The sequence below is a fragment of the Duganella phyllosphaerae genome (assembly GCF_001758785.1).
Taxonomy (GTDB): Bacteria; Pseudomonadota; Gammaproteobacteria; order Burkholderiales; family Burkholderiaceae_D; genus Rugamonas; species Rugamonas phyllosphaerae.
The window spans coordinates 1-19,022 of record NZ_LROM01000129.1 but is presented as its reverse complement, the minus strand read 5'-3'; the positions used below and the strand labels follow the sequence as shown (position 1 = coordinate 19,022).

Below are 19,022 nucleotides of genomic sequence, written 5' to 3'. Positions count from 1 at the left end.
ACACGAGCTAAGCCATACTGCTGTTGGGCTCGTGTCTGAATGTCGGCACTGACCCCGAAGCTCAGGCGCTGACCCCGAAGCTCAGGCGTCGTTTTCGAGCATGCTGATGCGCACCAGGTCGGCGACGTTGTCCACGCCGAGCTTGGCCATCAGGCGGGCTTTGTGGACTTCCACCGTGCGCACGCTGATGCCCAGCGCCGGGCCGATTTCACGGTTGTGGCGGCCTAATACCACCAGGTCCATCACCTCGCGTTCGCGCGGCGTCAGTTCGCCCAGCAGGCTGGCGTGGCGGCTGCGCCGTTGCTGTTCATGCTGTTCGCTGCGCGCGCGTGACAGCGCTTCGTCGATGGCGGCGATCAGCTTGACGTCGTCGAACGGCTTTTCCAGGAAATCGACAGCGTCGGCCTTGAAGGCGGCGCGCGCGGTGCCCACGTCGCCGTGGCCGCTCATGATGATGAAGGGAATCCGGCAACCCTGCCGCGCCAGCTCCTGCTGCAGGGCCAGCCCGTCCATGCCCGACATGCGGATGTCGAGCAGCAGGCAGCCGCGCCAGTTGGGCCGCCACGCCTGCAGGTACGCTTCGCCGCTGGAAAACACGGCGGTGCGGTAACCGCGCACGCCCAGCAGCAACCCCAGCGCATCGCGCACGGAGGGGTCGTCGTCAACGATGTAGACGGTCAGGTTGTGGGCGCTCTGTTCGGGCGCGTCTGGATTATGCAGCAACATGATGCTCTGGCTCCTCGGCGCGTGCCAACGGCAGCGCCATTTTAAATAGTCCCTTGTCTCCAACCTCTGCCCACAGTGCGCCGCCATGGGCTTCCATGATGGCGCGGCTGAGCACCAGGCCCAGTCCCAGCCCGCTGGCCTTGGACGAGACGAACGGCTCGAACAGGCGCGCAGCCAATGCCTGCGAGACGCCCTTGCCGCTGTCCTCGATCGTCAAATGCAGGCAGGCGCGCCGTTCCGACGCTTGCCTGCCTTTGGCGCCGCGCCCGCCGTTGCCAGCCACCGCGTCCACCTTCCGGCCCGATACCGTGATGCGGCGCGCGCCGGGCGGTTGTTCCTGCACCGCTTCGAGCGCATTGGCCAGCAGGTTGCGCAACACCAGCTCGATTTGCAGGCGATCGACCAATACCTGCATGGCCGGCACCGCCTCGATATTGAGCACCACCTCGCGCTCGCGCAACTGCGCCATGAACTGCTGGCTCACACCGGCCACCAGGTGGCGCGCATCGATCGCCTCGAGCTTCATGGCGCCGGTGCGGAAAAAGTCGCGCAGGCGGCGCACCACTTCGGCGGCCCGGCTCGATTCGGCGATCATGCGCTGCACCACGCTCTTGAGCATGGCGCCGCTCTCGCCGCGTTCGAGCAGAAATTCGCACGCCTTGCCGTAAGTGCCCAGCGCGGTCAGCGGTTGATTGAGCTCGTGCGCCAGGGCCGCCGCCATTTCGCCGGCAGCCGCCAATCGCAGCGACTGTTTCAAATCGCTCGATACCTGGCGTAATTCATCGACCACGATGCCGATCGAGAAACCCACCAGCGCCAGCACCGCGTCAAGCATTTGCAGCTCGTGCACGGCAATATCGCCGGCGTGGTTGAGCTTGACGAGCGCACCTATGCCGGCCTGCAACACGAACACCATCAGCGCCGTACCATACAGGCCCTGGCGCGACGCCGCCCACACCACCGGCAGGAACAGGAAATAGAAATCCTTGAATTCCGACGTCGCAATACTGCCAAACACGAGGTACAGCACACCGATGGCCAGCGCCAGGTAGCCCAGCGTTTCAGCGCGCCATACGGTATCGCGCAGGCGCTGCCGTGACGCCGCGCTGGCCAGCATCCAGATCAGCGGCATCGACACCACCACGCCCACCATGTCGCCGATGCCGAAGCGCAGCACTGCCGTGCCCCAGTTTCCAGTAGGAATCAAACCAGCAGCCGAGAGCAGGCTGATGTACACCAGGTCGTTGAGCAGTGTGCCCACGGTCACGATCGCCACCCACTGGAACAGGCGTCCCCGGCTGTCAAACAGGCCTTCGCTGCCGAAGGTACGGCGCAGCGCCTCGCCCACCAGGCCATAGCCCACGGTAAGCCACACCGACAGCAGCACCGTCAGCAGCATGCCGGCCGGCATGCCGCGCACCAATATTTCGCCGAGGGTGAGCGCGATAAACCACGGCAGCGCCGCGCGCCAGCCATGGCGCAGCCAGAACACCAGCCCCAGCGACGGATCGGGATTCCAGGGCGTAATATTGAGACCGTACAGGGGGTCGATGTACGTGGCCCAGTCGAACAACAGGTACAGCGCTATAAAGGCTGGAAACTGCAAATGACGTAGAAAAAATTGGGGCCGCAGCAAAGACATGAATGGGAAGATTTGTATCGTATTGTAGCATTATGCCTTGCTGGCCCTCAACGCGCATACTTTTTACAACTAAGTGTAACCCTTAGCAATACCTCTTCCCGCCCTGCCAACCGTGCTGCGCCTGCCGTGGCGGCATACGGGAACACCCTTACGCTGCCGCCCCAATTGTCAGCACCATAGGGCAAGCCTACCATCGCTTCCTTGCGGTATGCCTACCGCTGATACCCCAAGGAAACATGATGTCGATTACATTGCACTCAGGGACGGTCGGCCTGACAGGGCTGCGCCGCTTGCGCGAGACCATCAAACTGTCCGCCCGTGCGCTGTTGCACCGCGAAGCTGCCGACGGCTGGTTGCAGTTGCTGAACTCGTCGCCGCTGTTTACCGACCTGGTGGCGGACCATCCGCGCATGATCTACAAGATCTTCCGCCCGTATTTCAGCAATACCATGGGTTACAACGCCCGCCTGAACTTGCTTTCCGAGCACTACCGTTTCATCCTGCGCCAGGGCCTGGGGCCGCTGACGGCGTTGGCCTCGAAAGACCGCGTGGTGCTGGCCCGCGTGACCGGCAAGACCGGGCTGCCCTATCACATCCAGTTGGCGGCGGTCGAGCCGATGGAGCGCGAAGGCGAACTGGTGCTGCAACTGGTGCACGGCGACGACGTGGTCTATAACTGCGCGTTCTCGTTCCACCAGGACGAGCGCGGCACGGTGCTGGGCGTGGGCTGCATGCAGGGTCCGCGCGGCGACCACGGTTTGCAGGTGATCAAGGACGCGACCCGCGAGCTGCATGGCCTGCGGCCAAAAAACATGATGGTCAAGCTGCTGGTGCAGATCGGCCACGTGCTCGGCTGCGCCGAACTGCGCCTGGTCGGCAACGGCAACCGCACCGTGTGCCGTTCGGTACGCCAGGGCAAGGTCCATGCCGACTACGACGCGCTGTGGCAGGAGCTGGACGCCACGCCGCGCACCGACGGCGACTACCGCCTGCCGTGCCAGGCGTTGGCCGAGCCGGACCTGGCGGCGATCGCGTCCAAAAAACGTTCGGAGGCGCGCAAGCGCCACGAAACCCTGGCCGCGCTGGCCGACGGCATCGGCGCCAGCCTGCGCGCTTCGCGCCAGCCGATGGCCGGTGGCAGCAAGGGTGGTACGCCATCGATCGTCGTGAACGAGCATCAGGGTTACGCGCTGGCCTGACCCCGCAACCCGCGCGGGGTCAGGTTTGCGGGTTAGCGGAAATACGCCGCCACCTCGCGCAGCGCATCGGCATCGAGCACGCCGGCCGCTGACCGCAGCTTCAGCATCGCCAGCAGGTAGCCGTACCGCGCCTGCGCCTGGTCGCGCCGGCTGGTATAGAGCTGCTGGCGGGCGTTGAGCAGATCGAGGTTGATCCGTACGCCGCCCTTGATGCTTTGCTCGGTCGCCGTCACCAGCATGGTGCCCGAGGCCACCGCCTTGTCGAGCGCGCGCAGCCGCGCCACGCTCGAGACCACCACCGCGTGCTGCTTGCGCAACTCCACCAGCACCTTGTCGGTCGTCGCTTGCTGGTCGGCCTTGGCTTTTTCGGTGGCGGCCACCGCCTGGCGGCTGGACGCGCTCACCGCCCCACCCGAATACAACGGAATATTGACCTGGAAGCCGATCGACTTCTGTTTCGAATCCTGGTTCAGCGTGTTGAGCGTGTCCGAATTGTTTTTCGCGTAGCTGGCCACCAGGTCCACCCTGGGCGTGTGGCCGGCGCGCGCCTTGTTGATGTCCTCTTTCGACGACTCTACCGCGAACTGCATGGCGATGATGTCCGGGTTCTGGCGCAGCGCGATGTCGCGCCATTCGTCGAAACGGAGCGCGGCGTCGGGCGCCAGCCGGAATTCGGCCGCCACGTCATCGACCGAATTGACCTGCTGGCCGACGATGGCCGACAGCGCGGCCAGCGTGGTCTGCACATTGTCTTGCGCTTCGAGTACCTGCGCTTCGGCCAGGTCGAGCCGGGCTTCGGTTTCCAGCATGTCGGTCCTGGTGCCCTCGCCCTTGTCGAACAGGCGGGTGTTGACTGCGCGCTGCTCGATAAAGACATCGCGCTGCACTTCGGCCAGGCGCAGCTGGGTATTGGCGAACAGCGCCTCGGTGTACGCGCCGGCCAGGCGCAGGATCAGCTCCTGCTTGCGCGATGCAAAGACCGCCGTGGCGTAACTGGTCTGCGCCAGGCCCTGGTGGTAGCGCGCGATCGCCTCCAGACTGAACACGGGCTGGCGCACTTGCAGCACGGCTGATTTACTGCGGTAGTCGAGTTCGCGCGTGGGCGATTCGATGCCGTTGGTGATGTACACCACGTCGGCCTCCACCCGGCTGCTGGAATAGCTGGCCGAGACCGCCGGGAGCAGGGCCGAGCGGCCCAGCACTTCGTTCTCGATGCCGGATGCGTATTCGTGGGTGGCGGCGCGGTAGCCGGGGTCGTTTTGCAGCGCCGCCTGGTAGGCCTGCATCAGGCTGATGGCGTGGGCACTGCCGGCGTACAGCAGCGCCAGCAATAAAATCGATGGAGCGACAGGCTTCACTCAGTCCTCCGACAGCGAGGTTTTGGCCCGGTCCATCACCGGTTTCAACAGGTAATTCATCATGGTGCGCTCGCCGGTCTTCACGAAAATTTCCACCGGCATGCCGGGCCGCACATCCATGTGCTGGCGGGCGATCATGCGGGTGCCGGCCGGCGTTACTTTCACCCGCACCTTGTAGGTGGCGGCGCCGGTGCGCTCATCGACGGTGCGGTCGGCCGCCACCTGTTCCACCACGCCGTCGACATGCGGCGTGCGGTTGGCGTTGAAGGCCGAGAAGATCAGCTCCACCGGCAATTTTGTCTGCACGCGGTCGATCAGGTTGACCGGCAGCAGCCCTTCCACGATCAAGCCGTCATCGGCCGGCACGATGTCGAGCAGGCGCGCGCCGGGCGCCACCACGCCACCTTTTGTAAACACGTTCAGGCCCACCACGATGCCGCCTACCGGCGCGCGGATCTCGGCGTTGGCCAAATCGTAGTCGAGCGAGAGCATGCGCCCCGACAGTGCCTCGGCTTCCTTCTGGGCGTCGTACAGCGCCGCGCGCACTTCCTTCTGGTATTCCTGGGTGCGCTGCACGCGGCGCAGCGACAACTCCATCACCTGGCGCTGGCCGCGGCTGATATTGCCGATGTCCTCGGAGATGGCGCCGCTGACCTGGGCATAGGTACGCTCCACTTCCAGCAGGCGCGACCGGGCGATATAGCCCTCCTTGGCCAGGTCGCGCAGGTTCTCGACCTGCTCCTTGAGGAACCCCAGCTGCTGCACCTTGGCCTGGCGCGATTCTTCCAGGCCCCGGGTCTGGGCGCGCAGGCCGGCGATGTTTTCATCGACTGCCGCCAGTTCATTTTTGAGCGCCGATTCGCGCGCACTTTTCAGTTGCTGCTGCACTTCGAATACGTCGGCCGTGCGCGGGTCGGCTTTATAGGCCTGCAGCGATGCCGGAAACACGATGGCCGTGCCGTCGCGCTCGGCCACCAGGCGGGCCTCGGCCGCGCGCGCGGCAAGATACTGCACCCGCGCCACTTCCACCTGCGACTTCGGCGCGATGTCGCTCATGCGCACCAGCAACTGGCCGGCCTTGACGGTGTCGCCGTCCTGCACCAGGATCTCGTTGACGATGCCGCCGTTCTGGTGCTGGATGGTCTTGCGGTTGCCTTCCTTGGCCACCGTGCCCTGCAGCGGTACGCCCTTGTCCAGCGGCGCCAGCGTGGCCCACAGGAAGAAGCCGCCCACGCCCAGCAACACCACCAGCCAGCCCAGTTTCCCATACCCGCTGGCATCGGTAGGCACGGTGAGCGGCGCCACGTCGTGGCTGACCACGTCGGCGGCCAGCGCTTTCGATTCGGAACTGAGTAATTTCATGCCTGCTCCCTCGCCGGTGCTGGCGGCTGCGCCGGCATCTGCTTCTGGTTTTTTTCTTGCAGCGCCTGCAGCACCTGCTTGGTGGGGCCGAACAGTTCAACCGCGCCGTCGCGCAGCAGCAGCAACTTGTTGGTGATGCCGATCGCGCTGGTGCGGTGGGTGATCAGCACGATGGTCTTGCCGCGCGCGCGCAGGTCGTTGACAGCGGCAAGCAAGGCGTGCTCGCCAGCGTCGTCGAGGTTGGAGTTCGGTTCGTCGAGCACCAGCACGGCCGGGTCGCCGTACATGGCGCGCGCCAGGCCCAGGCGCTGTTTCTGGCCGCCCGACAGGCCGGCGCCGCCGTCGCCAAGCGGGGTGTCGTAGCCTTGCGGCAGGCGCAGGATCATGTCGTGCACGCCGGCGCGCTGCGCCGCCAGCACCACCTTGTCGGCCGCCACCTCGCCGAAGCGGGCGATGTTCTCGCCCACGGTGCCGGCGAACAGTTCGATATCCTGCGGCAGGTAACCCAGGTGCGGGCCCAGCTCGGCCTTGTTCCACTGGTAGATGTCGGCGCCGTCCAGGCGCACCTTGCCCAGCGCGGCCGGCCACACGCCCACCAGCAGGCGCGCCAGCGTGGTCTTGCCCGAGCCGCTGGGACCGATCACGCCCACCACGTCGCCCGGCAGCAGGCCGAACGACACGCTGCGCAACAAGGTCACCTGGCCGCCCGGGGCGACTGCGCTCACGCCTTCAACCGTTACCGTGCCGGTCGGTTTGGGCAGTGGCATGCCGGCCTTGCGCGCCGGGTTCTTGTCGAGCAGCTCGAGCAGGCGGCCGTAGGAACTACGTGCGCCGGCAAAGGTTTTCCACACCGCGATCACCTGCTGCACCGGCGCCAGCGCGCGGCCCAGCAGGATCGAGGCGGCGATCATCATGCCCGGGGTGATCTTATTTTCCAGCACCAGCAAAGCGCCATAACCGAGCACCAGCGATTGCAGTGCGATCTGCACGAACTTGGTGGCGGCCGCCACCAGGCCGGCCTTTTCGCTGGCCTCGCCCTGCAAGTGCAAAAATTTGCCGTGCAGCTTGAACCAGCGGCCCATCAGGTTGGGCAACATCCCCATCGCCTCGATCACCTCGGCATTGCGCAGGTTGTTGGTCGCCAGCGAGGACGAGGCGATCGACAGCGTATTGGCTTCGGCCAGCGGCTGCTTCGACACCCGCTCGTTGAGGAAGGCCAGCACCACCAGGATGGCGGTACCGCACAGCGCGAACACGCCCAGGCCCGGCTCGAAAATGAAGATCACGACCAGGTAGATCGGAAACCACGGCGCATCGAAAAATGCGAACAGCGCGTTACCGGTCAAAAACTGGCGGATATTGGTGAGGTCGCTCAAGGCCTGGCCGGCGTTGCCGCCGCTGCGCCGCAGGTTTTGCTCGAAGGCGGCGGTGTACACCCGCTGGTTCAGTTCCATGTCAAAGCGCGCGCCCACCCGTACCAGGATGAAGCTGCGTACCAGCTCGAGCACACTGATCATCAGGTAGGCGCCCAGTATCATCATCGTGAGCATCAGCAAGGTGGTTTCGTTGCGGCTGGTGAGCACGCGGTCGTAGACTTGCAGCATGTAGAGCGACGGCGCCAGCATCAGCAGGTTGGTGATGGCGCTGAACGCGCCCACCGTGAAAAAGGCGCGCTTGAGCGTGGAGAGGACGTCGGTGATTTCGTTACTGGGCGGCGAGTAGTTGTTTTTCATTATGGGCAATTTGTGACGAATCAACTCCACGTAGTTGGCTCGGCAATTATCGCTCACAAAATTCCATGAAAATTCACAATTTCCCACACTGGCGGCCATAGGCGCAGCCAGCCGCTATTTACTTAGGGCATCTGTTGGAAATCGGCACAACTTAACGGTAAACCGATCAGCGCGGTGGATTGGGACGCCAGGTTGCCACGCCGGAAACGGTGCGGGTGGGCGTCAGCGCGCCCTCGAACAGGTAGGTGGCGCCGCCATTACCGCCCAGCGCGCCATCGACTTGCATGGTGCCAGGCTGGGCCGAGCGGGGGCTGCCGAACTGGCCATCCCTGCCCACCCGGCCAGCGCCGGACAGGCGGTAGCTGGCATCCTGGTCGCGCACATCGACACTGGTGGCAAACGTGGCCTTGGCGAAATCGACCGTGAGCCGGCCGTCGGCCAGGGTGGCGGCCGTGCGCTGGCCGGTGCCGGCATCGCGCACATAGGCTTCGCTGGCGGCCAGCGCGAAACCGGCGCTGCCGCGCACCGGCGCCTGGTACGGCGCGCCGTCTTCGCCACGCATCAGCACGTACACTTCGTTGCTGGCCAGGCGCCGGGTACCAGAAGTAGCCGCAGTACCGGCGCCGCCGGCCAGGTTCTCGAGGATGACGTTGGGCGCGCGGTCGATGACTTTTTCCCAGCGCCCCCAGCTGACCACCTGCGCACCGCCGGCAAAGTCGGACGCCCCCCCGGTGCCGGCGGCCCCGAGCTGCGGCAACCGGGCTTGCAGCACATCGTTTTTGCGGGCGTCGAGGTCGGGATTGGCGCCCGCAGGGAAGACCGCGCCAGCCATGGCCGGCAGCTCGAAGCGGGCGCCGGCGGACACGGCGGCATTGGCGGCTTTGGCGGCACTGGCCTCAATCAAGGCAGCCGGGGCCGGGTTAGCCAGCTCGCGGGCGAACCGCGTCTCGGTTTCGGGGCGCAAAATCACCAGGCGCTGGTCGGGCGTGCGGATGTACAGGTAGCCGTCGCCGCCGGTGCGCACGCGGTCGCCGTCCCGGACGGTGCCGCCCACGCGGGCAGGATCGCCTTCCACCTCGGCCTGGCCGGCGACAAAAATGATGTGTCCCGGCTCGGCGCCGTGGACCTGCGCCGCCAGCAGCGCCATGCTAATGAAGATGAGTTGACGCGCCATGATGGAATTCCCCCCTGATTCCGGCATTTTACCGAAATTAATTTCTGACAAGACAGTCGTTACACTTTGTATCAATGCTTGTAACTGGCCCGGGGCCCGGTTCGGAAAATTCCAGAGAGGTAAGTTATACTGCGCGGCCATTGCGCCGATTCCGGGGCGGACAGTTTTTATTCGATTTGATGACACTGCCAGGCTTCCTCCACCACCCGTTGTCGACAACTGCCCTGCTGGCACTGCTGGCCGTGGTGGGAGGCAATGCCCGGGCGCAGACCCCGGACGTGGTGCAGGACCTGTACCGCGATGCCCTGCGCTCGATCGCCGACGGCCGCCGCGACGACGCCACCGACGCCCTCGAACGCGTGATCGCCCAGGAACCGCTGCACGCGGGCGCCTGGCTCGACCTGGCGCTGGTGCGCTGCGACCTGGGTAACATGGCCGAGGCCGAGCGCCTGTTCCAGGCCATCGAACAGCGCTTTGCACCACCGCCCGAAATTCGCCAACTGATCGCCCAGGCCCGCGCCGGCGGCTGCGCCGGCTGGCAACCGCGTCCGCTCTACAGCTTGTCGTTGGGGCGCGGCTGGAGCCGCAACGTCAACCAGGGCGCCAACAGCGCCACGTACCAGCCGGTGGACGGTGGCGACGGCCTGGTGCTGCTGCCCGATTTTTTGCCCCGGCGCGACCAGTACACGGCCCTGTCGGCCGACTATATCCGCGACCTCACGCCCAATGGCACCCAGGGTTTCGTACAATTCCAGGGCCGTCGCCACGACAGCCTGCACGACTACGACAGCTATTCGCTGTTCGCCGGCATCGACACGCCGTGGCGCATCAGGCAATGGAAGCTGCGCACCACCGCCACCGTCGGTTACGCCACGCTGGGCAGCCAGTTGTACCAGCGCCAGGTGCAGCTGCAAGCGCAGCTGATGCCGCCGCTGCCGCTGCCCAAGACCTTGCAACTGTCGCTGCACGCGGGCGTGACCCATGTCGATTACCGGACCCTCGACAATTTTCGCGGCACCACCGGCGAAGTGCGCAGCCAGCTGACCTGGCGCAGCGGCAGCCATTACGCCAGCGCCAGCTTCGGCCTGCTCGACGACAAGGCCGCCGAAGACCGCCCCGGCGGCAACCGTCACGGCAACAGTCTGTCGCTGCAATATCGCCAGTTGCTGGGCGCCGGCACCGGTGAACTGGGCTACACGCGCCAGTCCTGGCGCAGCGCCAGCGCCTACGCGGCCGGCCTGATCGACGAAACCCGGCGCCAGCAGGCCCACCTGCTGCGCGCCGCCTACACCTACCCGCTGGGCAGGAGCCACAACCTGGTGCTCGAGGCGCGGCGCATCCACAACCGCGAAAACATCTCGATTTTCCAGTATGACGATACCCAATTGCAACTGAGTTGGCAGTGGCTGGGGCCGTAAACAGCGGCTTGCGGAGAGGATCGTTACAGCGCGTAACAAGCTGTTACAAGATATTAAGCTAACAACTGCCTGCGATATAATCTTTTGATTATCGTTGTAGGATTCTTATGATCGTCGCCCCTCGCCCACTGTTGTTGCCGCCCTGCGCCGGAGCCATGCGTCCATGAGCGCCATGCTGCGCGTGCTGTGGCAAAGCCGTGGTTTCATCCGCGGCAGCGTCCAGCGCGATTTCCAGGTCCGCTACCGCAACACCATGCTCGGCGCCGCCTGGACCGTGCTCAATCCGCTGGCGATGATCGTGGTGTACACGATGATTTTCTCGCAAGTGATGCACAGCAAGCTGCCGGGCGACGTCAGCCGCTTCGGCTACAGCATCTACCTGTGCGCCGGCATCCTGTCGTGGGGCCTGTTTGCCGAGATCGTCACGCGCGCGCAAAACATGTTCATCGACAACGCCAACCTGCTCAAGAAATCGAGTTTCCCGCGCATCTGCCTGCCGGCCATCGTGGCCAGCAATGCGCTGCTCAATTTCGCCATCATCTTCGGCCTGTTTACCGTGTTCCTGGTGCTCTCGGGCCAGTTCCCCGGCGCCGTGTTCGCGCTGCTGCTGCCGCTCTTGCTGCTGGAAGTGGCGCTGGCCATCGGCCTGGGCCTGGTGCTGGGCGTGCTCAACGTATTCTTCCGCGACGTCGGCCAGTTCTTCCAGATCTTCATCCAGTTCTGGTTCTGGTTCACCCCCATCGTCTACCCGGCCACGATTTTGCCGCCGGCGCTGCGCGACCTGCTGGTGGTCAATCCGATGGCGGCGGTGACGGGCGGCTTCCAGGACGTGCTGTTGCACGGCCGCGCACCCGACTGGGCCGGCCTGCTGCCGGCGGCCGCGTGCGCGCTGGTGCTGTGCCTGCTGGGCTTGAGCCTGTTCCGCAAGCGCGCCGGCGAAATGGTGGACGAGCTGTGATGGGGTCGATCACCGTCAGCGGCCTGGGCAAAGCCTACAAACAATATCCCACGCGCTGGGCGCGCCTGGGCGAGTGGCTGCTGCCATGGCGCGGCCCGCGCCACCGGTCGCACTGGATCTTGCAGGACATCGGTTTCCATATCGCCGCCGGCGAGGCGGTGGCGCTGATCGGCGTCAACGGCGCCGGCAAGAGCACGCTGTTGAAACTAATCACCGGCACCACCTTGCCCACCGTCGGCAGCGTGACCACGCAGGGCCGGGTGGCAGCCCTGCTGGAACTGGGCCTGGGTTTCCACCCCGACTTTACCGGCCGCCAGAACGTGCTGATGGCCGGCCAGCTGATGGGCCTGGAGGCCGAGCGCATTGCCGCGCTGATGCCGGAGATCGAAGCGTTTGCCGGCATCGGCGAGTACATCGACCAGCCGGTGCGCGTGTATTCGAGCGGCATGCAGATGCGCCTGGCCTTCAGCGTGGCCACCTGCGAGCGGCCCGACATCCTGATCGTGGACGAAGCGCTGGCCGTCGGCGACGTCTTCTTCCAGCAAAAATGCTTCGACCGCATCCGTGGCTTCACGGCCGCCGGCACCACCTTGCTGTTCGTCTCGCACAGCATGGGCACGGTGATGGACATCTGCGACCGCGCGCTCTACATCCGCCAGGGCCGGCTGGCCTTCGACGGCGCCCCGCGCACCGCTGCCGACCGTTACCAGGCCGAGCTGCTGGGTCATGCACTTCTCGATACGCCGGCCGATGCGCGGTTCGACCATTCAGCCGGCGCCGCTACCGTGAGCAATCAATCGGCGCTGCCTGCCGACCACCTGCAACGCGTGGCTGGCGCGCCGGTGCTGGCCGGCAGCACCGGCAGCATCGTCACCACCACCGCCGATTGCGTGGGCGCGGCCTTTGTCGATGCGGCCGGCGCGCAGCTGGCTACCATCATTTCCGATCAACAAGTCATGCTGCGTATCGACTACCGCGTCCACCGCGCCCTCGACGATCCGCACATCGGTTTCAAGATCCGCAACCGCCACGGCGTGGTGCTGTTCGAAACCAATTCGTATTGCATGAACCAGTTCCCCGGACCAGTGGCGGCCGGCGAGGTGCTGTCGGCCAGTTTCAGCTTTGCCATGACCCTGGCACCGCAGGAGTACACCCTGACGGTGGGTTTCAGCAATGGCGGCTATGATGAGGGCAGCTTCCACGAAGTGCTCAATTACCTGCACGAGGTCAGCGCCTTCACGGTGCTGCCCAACACCGCAGCGATCCGCTGGGCCGGCATGACCAACCTGGCGCCACGGTTCGACTGCGACCGGCTGTCATGCAATCCAGAAAGCGTATCGTCATGAATTCCTGCCGCATGCCCCTGATTTCGTACGCGCAAAATGCCGAGGATGTGCTGCTGTGGCGCGCGCTGGGCGCGGTGCAGGATGGCTTTTACATCGACGTGGGCGCCAACGACCCGCAGGAAGGCTCGGTCACCAAGCTGTTCTACGACGCCGGCTGGCACGGCATCAATATCGAGCCGATGCCGTCGTACCGCGAAGTCCTGCAGCGCGCACGGCCGCGCGACATCAACCTGGCGCTGGCGTGCGGTGCGGCCGACGGCAGCATCACACTGTTCGACACGCCCGACATCAACGGCTGGGCCTCCACCGACGCCGACACCGCGCATGCGCACCGCGCCGACGGTGTTGCGGTGGTCGAGACCGAAGTGCCGATGCGCACCTTGACCGGCATTTGCGCCGACCACGCACCGGCCACCATCCACTTCCTCAAGATCGATGTCGAAGGCTTCGAAGCCGAAGTGTTGCGCGGCATAGATTTGCGCCGCTGGCGCCCGTGGATCCTGGTGGTCGAGGCAACCCTGCCCAACAGTACCGTCACCAATCACGAGCACTGGGAACACCTGGTCCTGTCCTGCGGCTACCAGTTCGCTTTCTTCGACGGCCTGAACCGGTACTACGTGGCCGATGAACAGGCGCACCTGCTGCCGGTGCTGGCGGTGCCGCCCAATGTTTTCGACAATTACATCAGGCATTCCCTGGCCCAGGCATGGCGCGTCCGCGACGACCTGCAAGGGCAGCTGGAGCAGGCCCTGGCGGTAGCGGCCCGGCCCCTGGAACACGAACAGGTCCGTGTGGCACTGGCCACTGTGCAAGAGCAGGCCGACGCAGCAGAAATCAGCAGGCGCGACACTGCCGCCTGGGCGCAGGAACTCGAAGCCAGTCTCAAGGCCGTCCATGCCAGCACGTCGTGGCGCGTGACGCGGCCGCTGCGGCTGGCAGGCCGCCTGCTCCAGGGTGGCGCGCTTGGGAGCAGGCTGCGCCAGGCGCCGCGCCGCACCTTGATCGCGCTGGCGCAGGTGCCGCTGGTGCGGCGCGTGGCGTTTGGCATGCTGCGCCGTGTGCCCGGGCTGGAAAAACGCTTCCTGGCCTGGTATGCCCGGGCCCGTGGCAACGGCGCCGGCATCGTCCCGTCCGGCGTGCCGCCGGCGCTGGCCCACCTGCCGCAGTCGGCCCGCCGCGTGCTGGCCGACCTCGAACGTCCCCGCCACCTTACCGATCATTGAAGCATGCGACTAGCCATTGATTTACAAGCCTGCCAGCATGGCGCCGCCAATTCCACCGCCACCGTGGCGCTGGTGCGGGCGGTGGTGACCGCAGCGCAGGCGGCCGGCCACACCTTGCTGCTGGTGCTGCACCACGCCTGGCCCGACCGGGCCGACACCTTGCGCCGCGAGCTGGCGCTGCCCTGGCAAGCAGTATCGGCAGCGGACGCGCCCGGCCAGATCCAGTTGCACGTGCTCGACACGCCGCGCGGCGGCAGCGCCTGGCGCCAAGGCGCCGCCGAACTGCTGCGCACCACCGTGCTGCAGGACTGGCGCGCCGACGTGGTCTGGGCTCCGGGGCTGGCCGCCCCCGCCCATGCTGGCGCGGCGGCCGCTGCCGGCGCAGTACCGGTGGCGAACGTGACGCAGATGACGAATGCAGCGGCCGTGCTGGCAGCGCTGGTGGACGCTGGCACGCGCTCAACCGGGCAAGCCGACCAGCCAGCCAAACCCTTGCTGGCCTTCCTGTCGCCGCTGCCGCCGCAACACTCGGGGATCGCCGACTACAGCGTCGAGCTGCTGGCCCAGCTCGAACAATTCTATGACATCGAACTGATCGTCGATGGCCCGCTCGACCCGGCCCTGGCCGCGCGCTTCGCGGTGCGCGACTGCGCCTGGTTCGACCAGCATGCCGGCCGCTACGCGCGCGTGCTCTACCACTTCGGCAACCACTTCGTGCACCAGCACCTGTTCGCGCTGCTGCGGCGCCATCCCGGCATCGTCGTGCTGCACGATTTCTTCCTCAGCGGCGTGCTCGACCACATGGAGCGCGACGGCCACCCGCACGCCTTCCTCGACGCCCTGTATGCATCGCACGGCCACACCGGCCTGCTCGCGCACGCGCGCCAGGGGCGCAATCCGTCGATCTGGGCCTTCCCGTGCAACAAGGACGTACTGGACCACGCCAGCGGCGTGATCGTCCATTCCGACTTTTCCCAGCGCCTGGCTGCGCACTGGTACGGCGGCGACAGCGCCGCGCAGTGGCAGACTGTGCCGCTGTTGCGCGGCCTGCCGGCGCACTACCAGGCCGACCATGCCCGCGCCGCCGCGCGCGCCGCACTGGGCCTGGCCGATGACGACTTCCTGGTGTGCAGCTTCGGCATGATGGGCGTTACCAAGCGCAACGACCTGCTGCTCGACGCCTTCCTGGCCAGCCCGCTGGCGGCCGATCCGCGCTGCCAGCTGGTGTTCGTCGGCGCACCCGACCCCGAGCAGTACGGCCGCACCATCGCGCAGAAGATCGCCGGCGCCGGCGCCCGCGTCCGCATCACCGGCTTTGTCGACGCCAGCCAGTACGCCACCTGGCTGGCCGCCGCCGATGCCGCGGTGCAGCTGCGCAGCCACACGCGCGGCGAGACCTCGGCCTCGGTGCTCGACTGCCTGCTGTACGGCGTGCCCACGGTGGTCAATGCCCACGGATCCAACACCGACGTGCCGGCGGACGTGCTGCTGCAACTGCCCGACGACTGCGATGTGACTGCCCTGGCCGGCGCGCTGGCGCAGCTGCATGCGCCGGCCACCGGCGCGGCCGTGCGCACCGCGCTGACCACGCGCGCGCGCGCCTACATGGCCGCCCACCATGCGCCGCAGCAGGTGGGGCCGCGCTTCCGCGCCGCCATCGAGACCCTGCATCAACACAGCCCGGCCCGCCACTATGCGGCGCTGGTGGCCTCGGTACAGGCACTGGGTCCGGCGCCAGCGGGCGCGCTGATGGACACGGCGGCAGCGATTGCCGCCAACCGCCTGCCGCAGGCGCCGCGCCAGTTGTTCGTCGATATCTCGGCGCTGGTGGAAGCCGATCTCAAGACCGGCATCCAGCGCGTGGTGCGCAGCATCCTGCTGCGCCTGATCGAGTCGCCGCCGCCCGGGTTCCGGGTGGAACCGGTGTACTGCGACGGCGGCAACCGGCCGTATCGCTACGCCCGCGCCCACACCCTGCGCATGCTGGGCTGCCCCGCCATGGCGCTGGAGGACGCCCCGCTGGAGGTGCGCGCCGGCGACCGCTTCCTCGGCCTCGACCTGTACACCAACGGCACCGCGCAAAACCAGGAACGGCTGCTCGACATGCGCAGGCGCGGCGTGGAAATCTACTTCGTGGTGTACGACCTGCTGCCGCTGCTCAAGCCGCAATTTTTCCCGGTTGGCACCGATGCCTATTTCTCCGGCTACCTCGACACCATCGCCGCCGTGGCCGATGGCGTGCTGTGCATTTCGCGCGCCGTGGCCGACGAACTGCACGACTGGCTGGCGGCGCGTCCCGGCCGCGATCGCCGCGATCCCGTGCAGATCGGCTATTTCCACCTGGGCGCCGACCTCGACGCCAGCGCCCCGAGCAAGGGCCTGCCCCCCAATGCGGCGCAGGTGCTGGCCGCCATAAGCGCCCGCCCCAGCCTGCTGCTGGTCGGCACGCTCGAACCGCGCAAGGGCCAGGCCCAGGCGCTGTCCGCCGTCGAGCAGTTGTGGGGCCAGGGCGTCGATGTCAACCTGGTGGTCGTTGGCAAGCAGGGCTGGATGGTCGACGCGCTGGTTCAGCAACTGACCAACCATCCCGAGCGCGATCGGCGCCTGTTCTGGCTGGCCGGCGTCTCCGATGAAATGCTGGACAAGCTGTACCAGTCCTGCTCGGCGCTGGTGGCGCCGTCGATCGGCGAGGGCTTCGGCCTGCCGCTGATCGAGGCGGCCCAGCACGGCCTGCCCATCATCGCGCGCGACCTGCCGGTATTCCAGGAGGTGGGCGGCGACCATGCTTATTACTTCAGCGGCACCGATCCCGCCGCGCTGGCCGATGCCCTGCAGCAATGGCTGACCTTGCACGCGGCCGGCAGCGCGCCGCAGTCCAAAGACATGCCGTGGCTGACCTGGCAAGCCAGTACCGAACAATTGCTGCGCCTGCTAGGCGGCCAGCACTGGCACCGCACGCTTGCGCCCGGCGCGACCGCCGCGCACTTATCCGTTACAGGTACCGCATGAACCAGCTCACGACCCTCCCAGCCGACGCCGACCGCATTGCGGTGGTGATCCCCAGCTACCGCGTTACCCGCCACATCCTCGGCGTGCTGGCCGCGATCGGCCCCGAAGTGGCCCGCATCTACGTGGTGGACGACTGTTGCCCCGACCAGTCCGGCGCGCTGGTGCGCGCCGAGTGCCGCGACCCGCGCGTGGTGGTGGTGCAGCATACCGAAAACCAGGGCGTGGGCGGCGCCGTGATCAGCGGCTACCGCGCCGCGCTGGCCGACGGCATGCGCATCATGGTCAAGATCGATGGCGACGGCCAGATGGACCCGGCGCTGCTGCCGTACTTCGTCGCGCCCATCTTGAGCGGCGACGCCGACTACACCAAGGGCAACCGCTTTTTCGATCTCGAGAAAATCCGCCAGATGCCGGCCATGCGCCTGTTCGGCAACGCCGTGCTGTCGCTGATGACCAAGCTGTCGTCCGGCTACTGGGATCTGTTCGACCCCACCAACGGCTATACCGCGCTGCACGCGGACGCCGCCCGCCACCTGCCATTCGACCGCATCAGCAGCCGGTATTTTTTCGAGTCCGACATGCTGTTCCGCCTCAACACCATCCAGGCGGTGGTGGCCGACGTGCCGATGGACGCCAGCTATGGCGACGAGGTGAGCAACCTGAAGATCTCGAAAATCGTCACCGAGTTCATGGCCAAGCACGCGCGCAACCTGGGCAAGCGCCTGTTCTACAATTACTACCTGCGCAATATGTCGCTGGCGTCGCTGCAGTTGCCGCTGGGCGTGGGGCTGCTGCTGTTCGGCAGCGTCCACGGCGCCTGGCACTGGGCCCACGCGGCTGCGCAAGGCGTGGCCACGCCGGCCGGCACGGTGATGGTGTCGGCGCTGCCGGTGCTGATGGGCCTGCAGCTGATCCTGGCGTTCCTGGCCCACGATATCGCGTCGGTGCCGCGCCGGGTGGTGCACAAGAAGTCAGTGGCCCGGGCCGCAGTGGTGCGCCATGGTGCGCCATGATTAAATTGGCGCACGCCCTGCGCCAGCGCCAGTTCCTGGTGTTCGTCGGCGGCGGCCTGCTGTGCGCCGTGCTCGACATCGGCGTCATGCAGGGCCTGCTGCTGGCCGGCATCGGCATCAGCGTGGCGGCGGCCACCAGCGCCGGTTTCGCGGCCGGGCTGGTGCTCAATTATGCGTTCCATGCGCGCGTCACTTTTGGCCGCCTGCACAGCGCTGCGGGCTTCCTGCGCTTCTTGTGCGTGGTGGCGCTGAACTACCTGCTCACCATGGCCTGCGTGGGCGCCGCGCTGGCCATTGCCCGGCTGGGCTTGGGCGCCGACGCCGCCAGCGCAGCGAACGCGGCACTGGCCGGCAAACTGGTGTCGTTGCCGCTGGTGGCGTGCAACGGCTTTTTGCTCAGCAAATACTGGACCTTCCGATGACCACTCTACTGCCGATCCGCACCGACGACAACGCGCTGGCCAGTTATGCGCAACTGCTGTCGGCCTGTTTTCCGGGCACCGACAAATTTACCAGGGACTACCTGGCGTGGCTGTACCGCGACAACCCGGACGGCGTGGCCGTGGGCTTCGACGCCTGGGACGGCGACACTCTGGCGGCGCACTACGTGTGCATTGCCGCGCGCGCCGACGTCAACGGCGCCACCGTGCCGGTGCTGCTCTCATTGAACACCGCCACCCATCCGGCGCACCAGGGCAAGGGCCTGTTCACCAAGCTGGCGGCGCTGACCTACGAGGCGGGCGCGCGTCACGGCTACCACGGCGTGTACGGCGTGGCCAACGCCAACAGCACGCCCGGTTTCCTGCGCAAGCTGAACTTCCAGCTGGTGCGCCCGCTCGAGGCGCGGATCGGCATCGGCAG

Annotated in this window: 15 protein-coding genes; 9 read left to right on the top strand and 6 right to left on the bottom strand. The window is 66.5% G+C overall.

Translation table 11 applies throughout. The annotated features are described in order from the left end of the window. Nucleotides 1–81: 81 nt before the first annotated feature. Together DUPY_RS22230 and DUPY_RS22225 are read right to left on the bottom strand one after the other, a co-directional pair. Entirely contained in the window at nt 82–726 is a 645-nt protein-coding gene (locus DUPY_RS22230) for a response regulator transcription factor (RefSeq protein ID WP_070251182.1), read from the bottom strand. Continuing rightward, nucleotides 713–2,332, bottom strand: coding sequence for an ATP-binding protein (locus DUPY_RS22225; RefSeq protein ID WP_229255465.1), 1,620 nt, complete (start codon nt 2,330–2,332; stop codon nt 713–715). Before DUPY_RS22225 ends, DUPY_RS22230 begins: the two co-directional genes overlap by 14 nt. 275 nt (nt 2,333–2,607) lie before the next feature. On the opposite strand from DUPY_RS22225, the gene DUPY_RS22220 reads away from it, so the two are divergent. Beyond that, a complete protein-coding gene (locus DUPY_RS22220; protein WP_070251178.1) occupies nt 2,608–3,567 on the top strand; it encodes a VirK/YbjX family protein in 960 nt (319 codons plus the stop codon). A 32-nt stretch (nt 3,568–3,599) separates the two neighbouring features. Here DUPY_RS22220 and DUPY_RS22215 read toward each other — a convergent pair whose 3' ends face one another. The 4 genes from DUPY_RS22215 to DUPY_RS22200 form a co-directional block, all read right to left on the bottom strand. Continuing rightward, nucleotides 3,600–4,925, bottom strand: coding sequence for a TolC family outer membrane protein (locus tag DUPY_RS22215; protein ID WP_229255464.1), 1,326 nt, complete (start codon nt 4,923–4,925; stop codon nt 3,600–3,602). Continuing rightward, a complete protein-coding gene (locus DUPY_RS22210; RefSeq protein WP_070251175.1) occupies nt 4,926–6,287 on the bottom strand; it encodes an HlyD family type I secretion periplasmic adaptor subunit in 1,362 nt (453 codons plus the stop codon). Beyond that, nucleotides 6,284–8,020, bottom strand: a complete 1,737-nt coding sequence (locus DUPY_RS22205; protein ID WP_070251173.1) for a type I secretion system permease/ATPase — start codon at nt 8,018–8,020, stop codon at nt 6,284–6,286. Before DUPY_RS22205 ends, DUPY_RS22210 begins: the two co-directional genes overlap by 4 nt. Before the next feature lie 166 nt (nt 8,021–8,186). Continuing rightward, nucleotides 8,187–9,194 (bottom strand): FecR family protein, encoded by a 1,008-nt coding sequence (locus DUPY_RS22200; RefSeq protein ID WP_070251172.1) that lies wholly within the window; start codon nt 9,192–9,194, stop codon nt 8,187–8,189. 179 nt (nt 9,195–9,373) lie between these two features. Between DUPY_RS22200 and DUPY_RS22195 the strand changes: the two genes are divergently transcribed. The 8 genes from DUPY_RS22195 to DUPY_RS22160 form a co-directional block, all read left to right on the top strand. Next, nucleotides 9,374–10,612 (top strand): tetratricopeptide repeat protein, encoded by a 1,239-nt coding sequence (locus DUPY_RS22195; RefSeq protein ID WP_070251170.1) that lies wholly within the window; start codon nt 9,374–9,376, stop codon nt 10,610–10,612. Nucleotides 10,613–10,775: 163 nt separating this feature from the next. After that, nucleotides 10,776–11,570 carry an ABC transporter permease gene (locus DUPY_RS22190; protein ID WP_070251168.1) on the top strand — a complete coding sequence of 265 codons (795 nt, stop codon included), beginning with the start codon at nt 10,776–10,778 and terminating at the stop codon, nt 11,568–11,570. Further along, the gene (locus tag DUPY_RS22185) at nt 11,570–12,916 is read left to right on the top strand and encodes an ABC transporter ATP-binding protein (RefSeq protein ID WP_070251166.1); all 1,347 of its coding nucleotides are present in this window, start codon (nt 11,570–11,572) and stop codon (nt 12,914–12,916) included. Before DUPY_RS22190 ends, DUPY_RS22185 begins: the two co-directional genes overlap by 1 nt. Nucleotides 12,917–12,927: 11 nt before the next feature. Further along, the gene (locus tag DUPY_RS22180) at nt 12,928–14,139 is read left to right on the top strand and encodes an FkbM family methyltransferase (protein ID WP_084640849.1); all 1,212 of its coding nucleotides are present in this window, start codon (nt 12,928–12,930) and stop codon (nt 14,137–14,139) included. A 3-nt stretch (nt 14,140–14,142) separates the two neighbouring features. Further along, nucleotides 14,143–17,148, top strand: coding sequence for a glycosyltransferase (locus DUPY_RS22175; RefSeq protein ID WP_070251161.1), 3,006 nt, complete (start codon nt 14,143–14,145; stop codon nt 17,146–17,148). Then, nucleotides 17,145–18,161, top strand: coding sequence for a glycosyltransferase family 2 protein (locus DUPY_RS22170; protein ID WP_070251158.1), 1,017 nt, complete (start codon nt 17,145–17,147; stop codon nt 18,159–18,161). Before DUPY_RS22175 ends, DUPY_RS22170 begins: the two co-directional genes overlap by 4 nt. After that, nucleotides 18,158–18,583, top strand: coding sequence for a GtrA family protein (locus tag DUPY_RS22165; protein ID WP_070251156.1), 426 nt, complete (start codon nt 18,158–18,160; stop codon nt 18,581–18,583). The genes DUPY_RS22170 and DUPY_RS22165 overlap by 4 nt, the downstream gene beginning before the upstream one ends. Further along, on the top strand, nt 18,580–19,022 hold a 443-nt coding region (locus tag DUPY_RS22160; protein WP_141749643.1), incomplete at its 3' end, for a GNAT family N-acetyltransferase. The genes DUPY_RS22165 and DUPY_RS22160, both read left to right, overlap by 4 nt.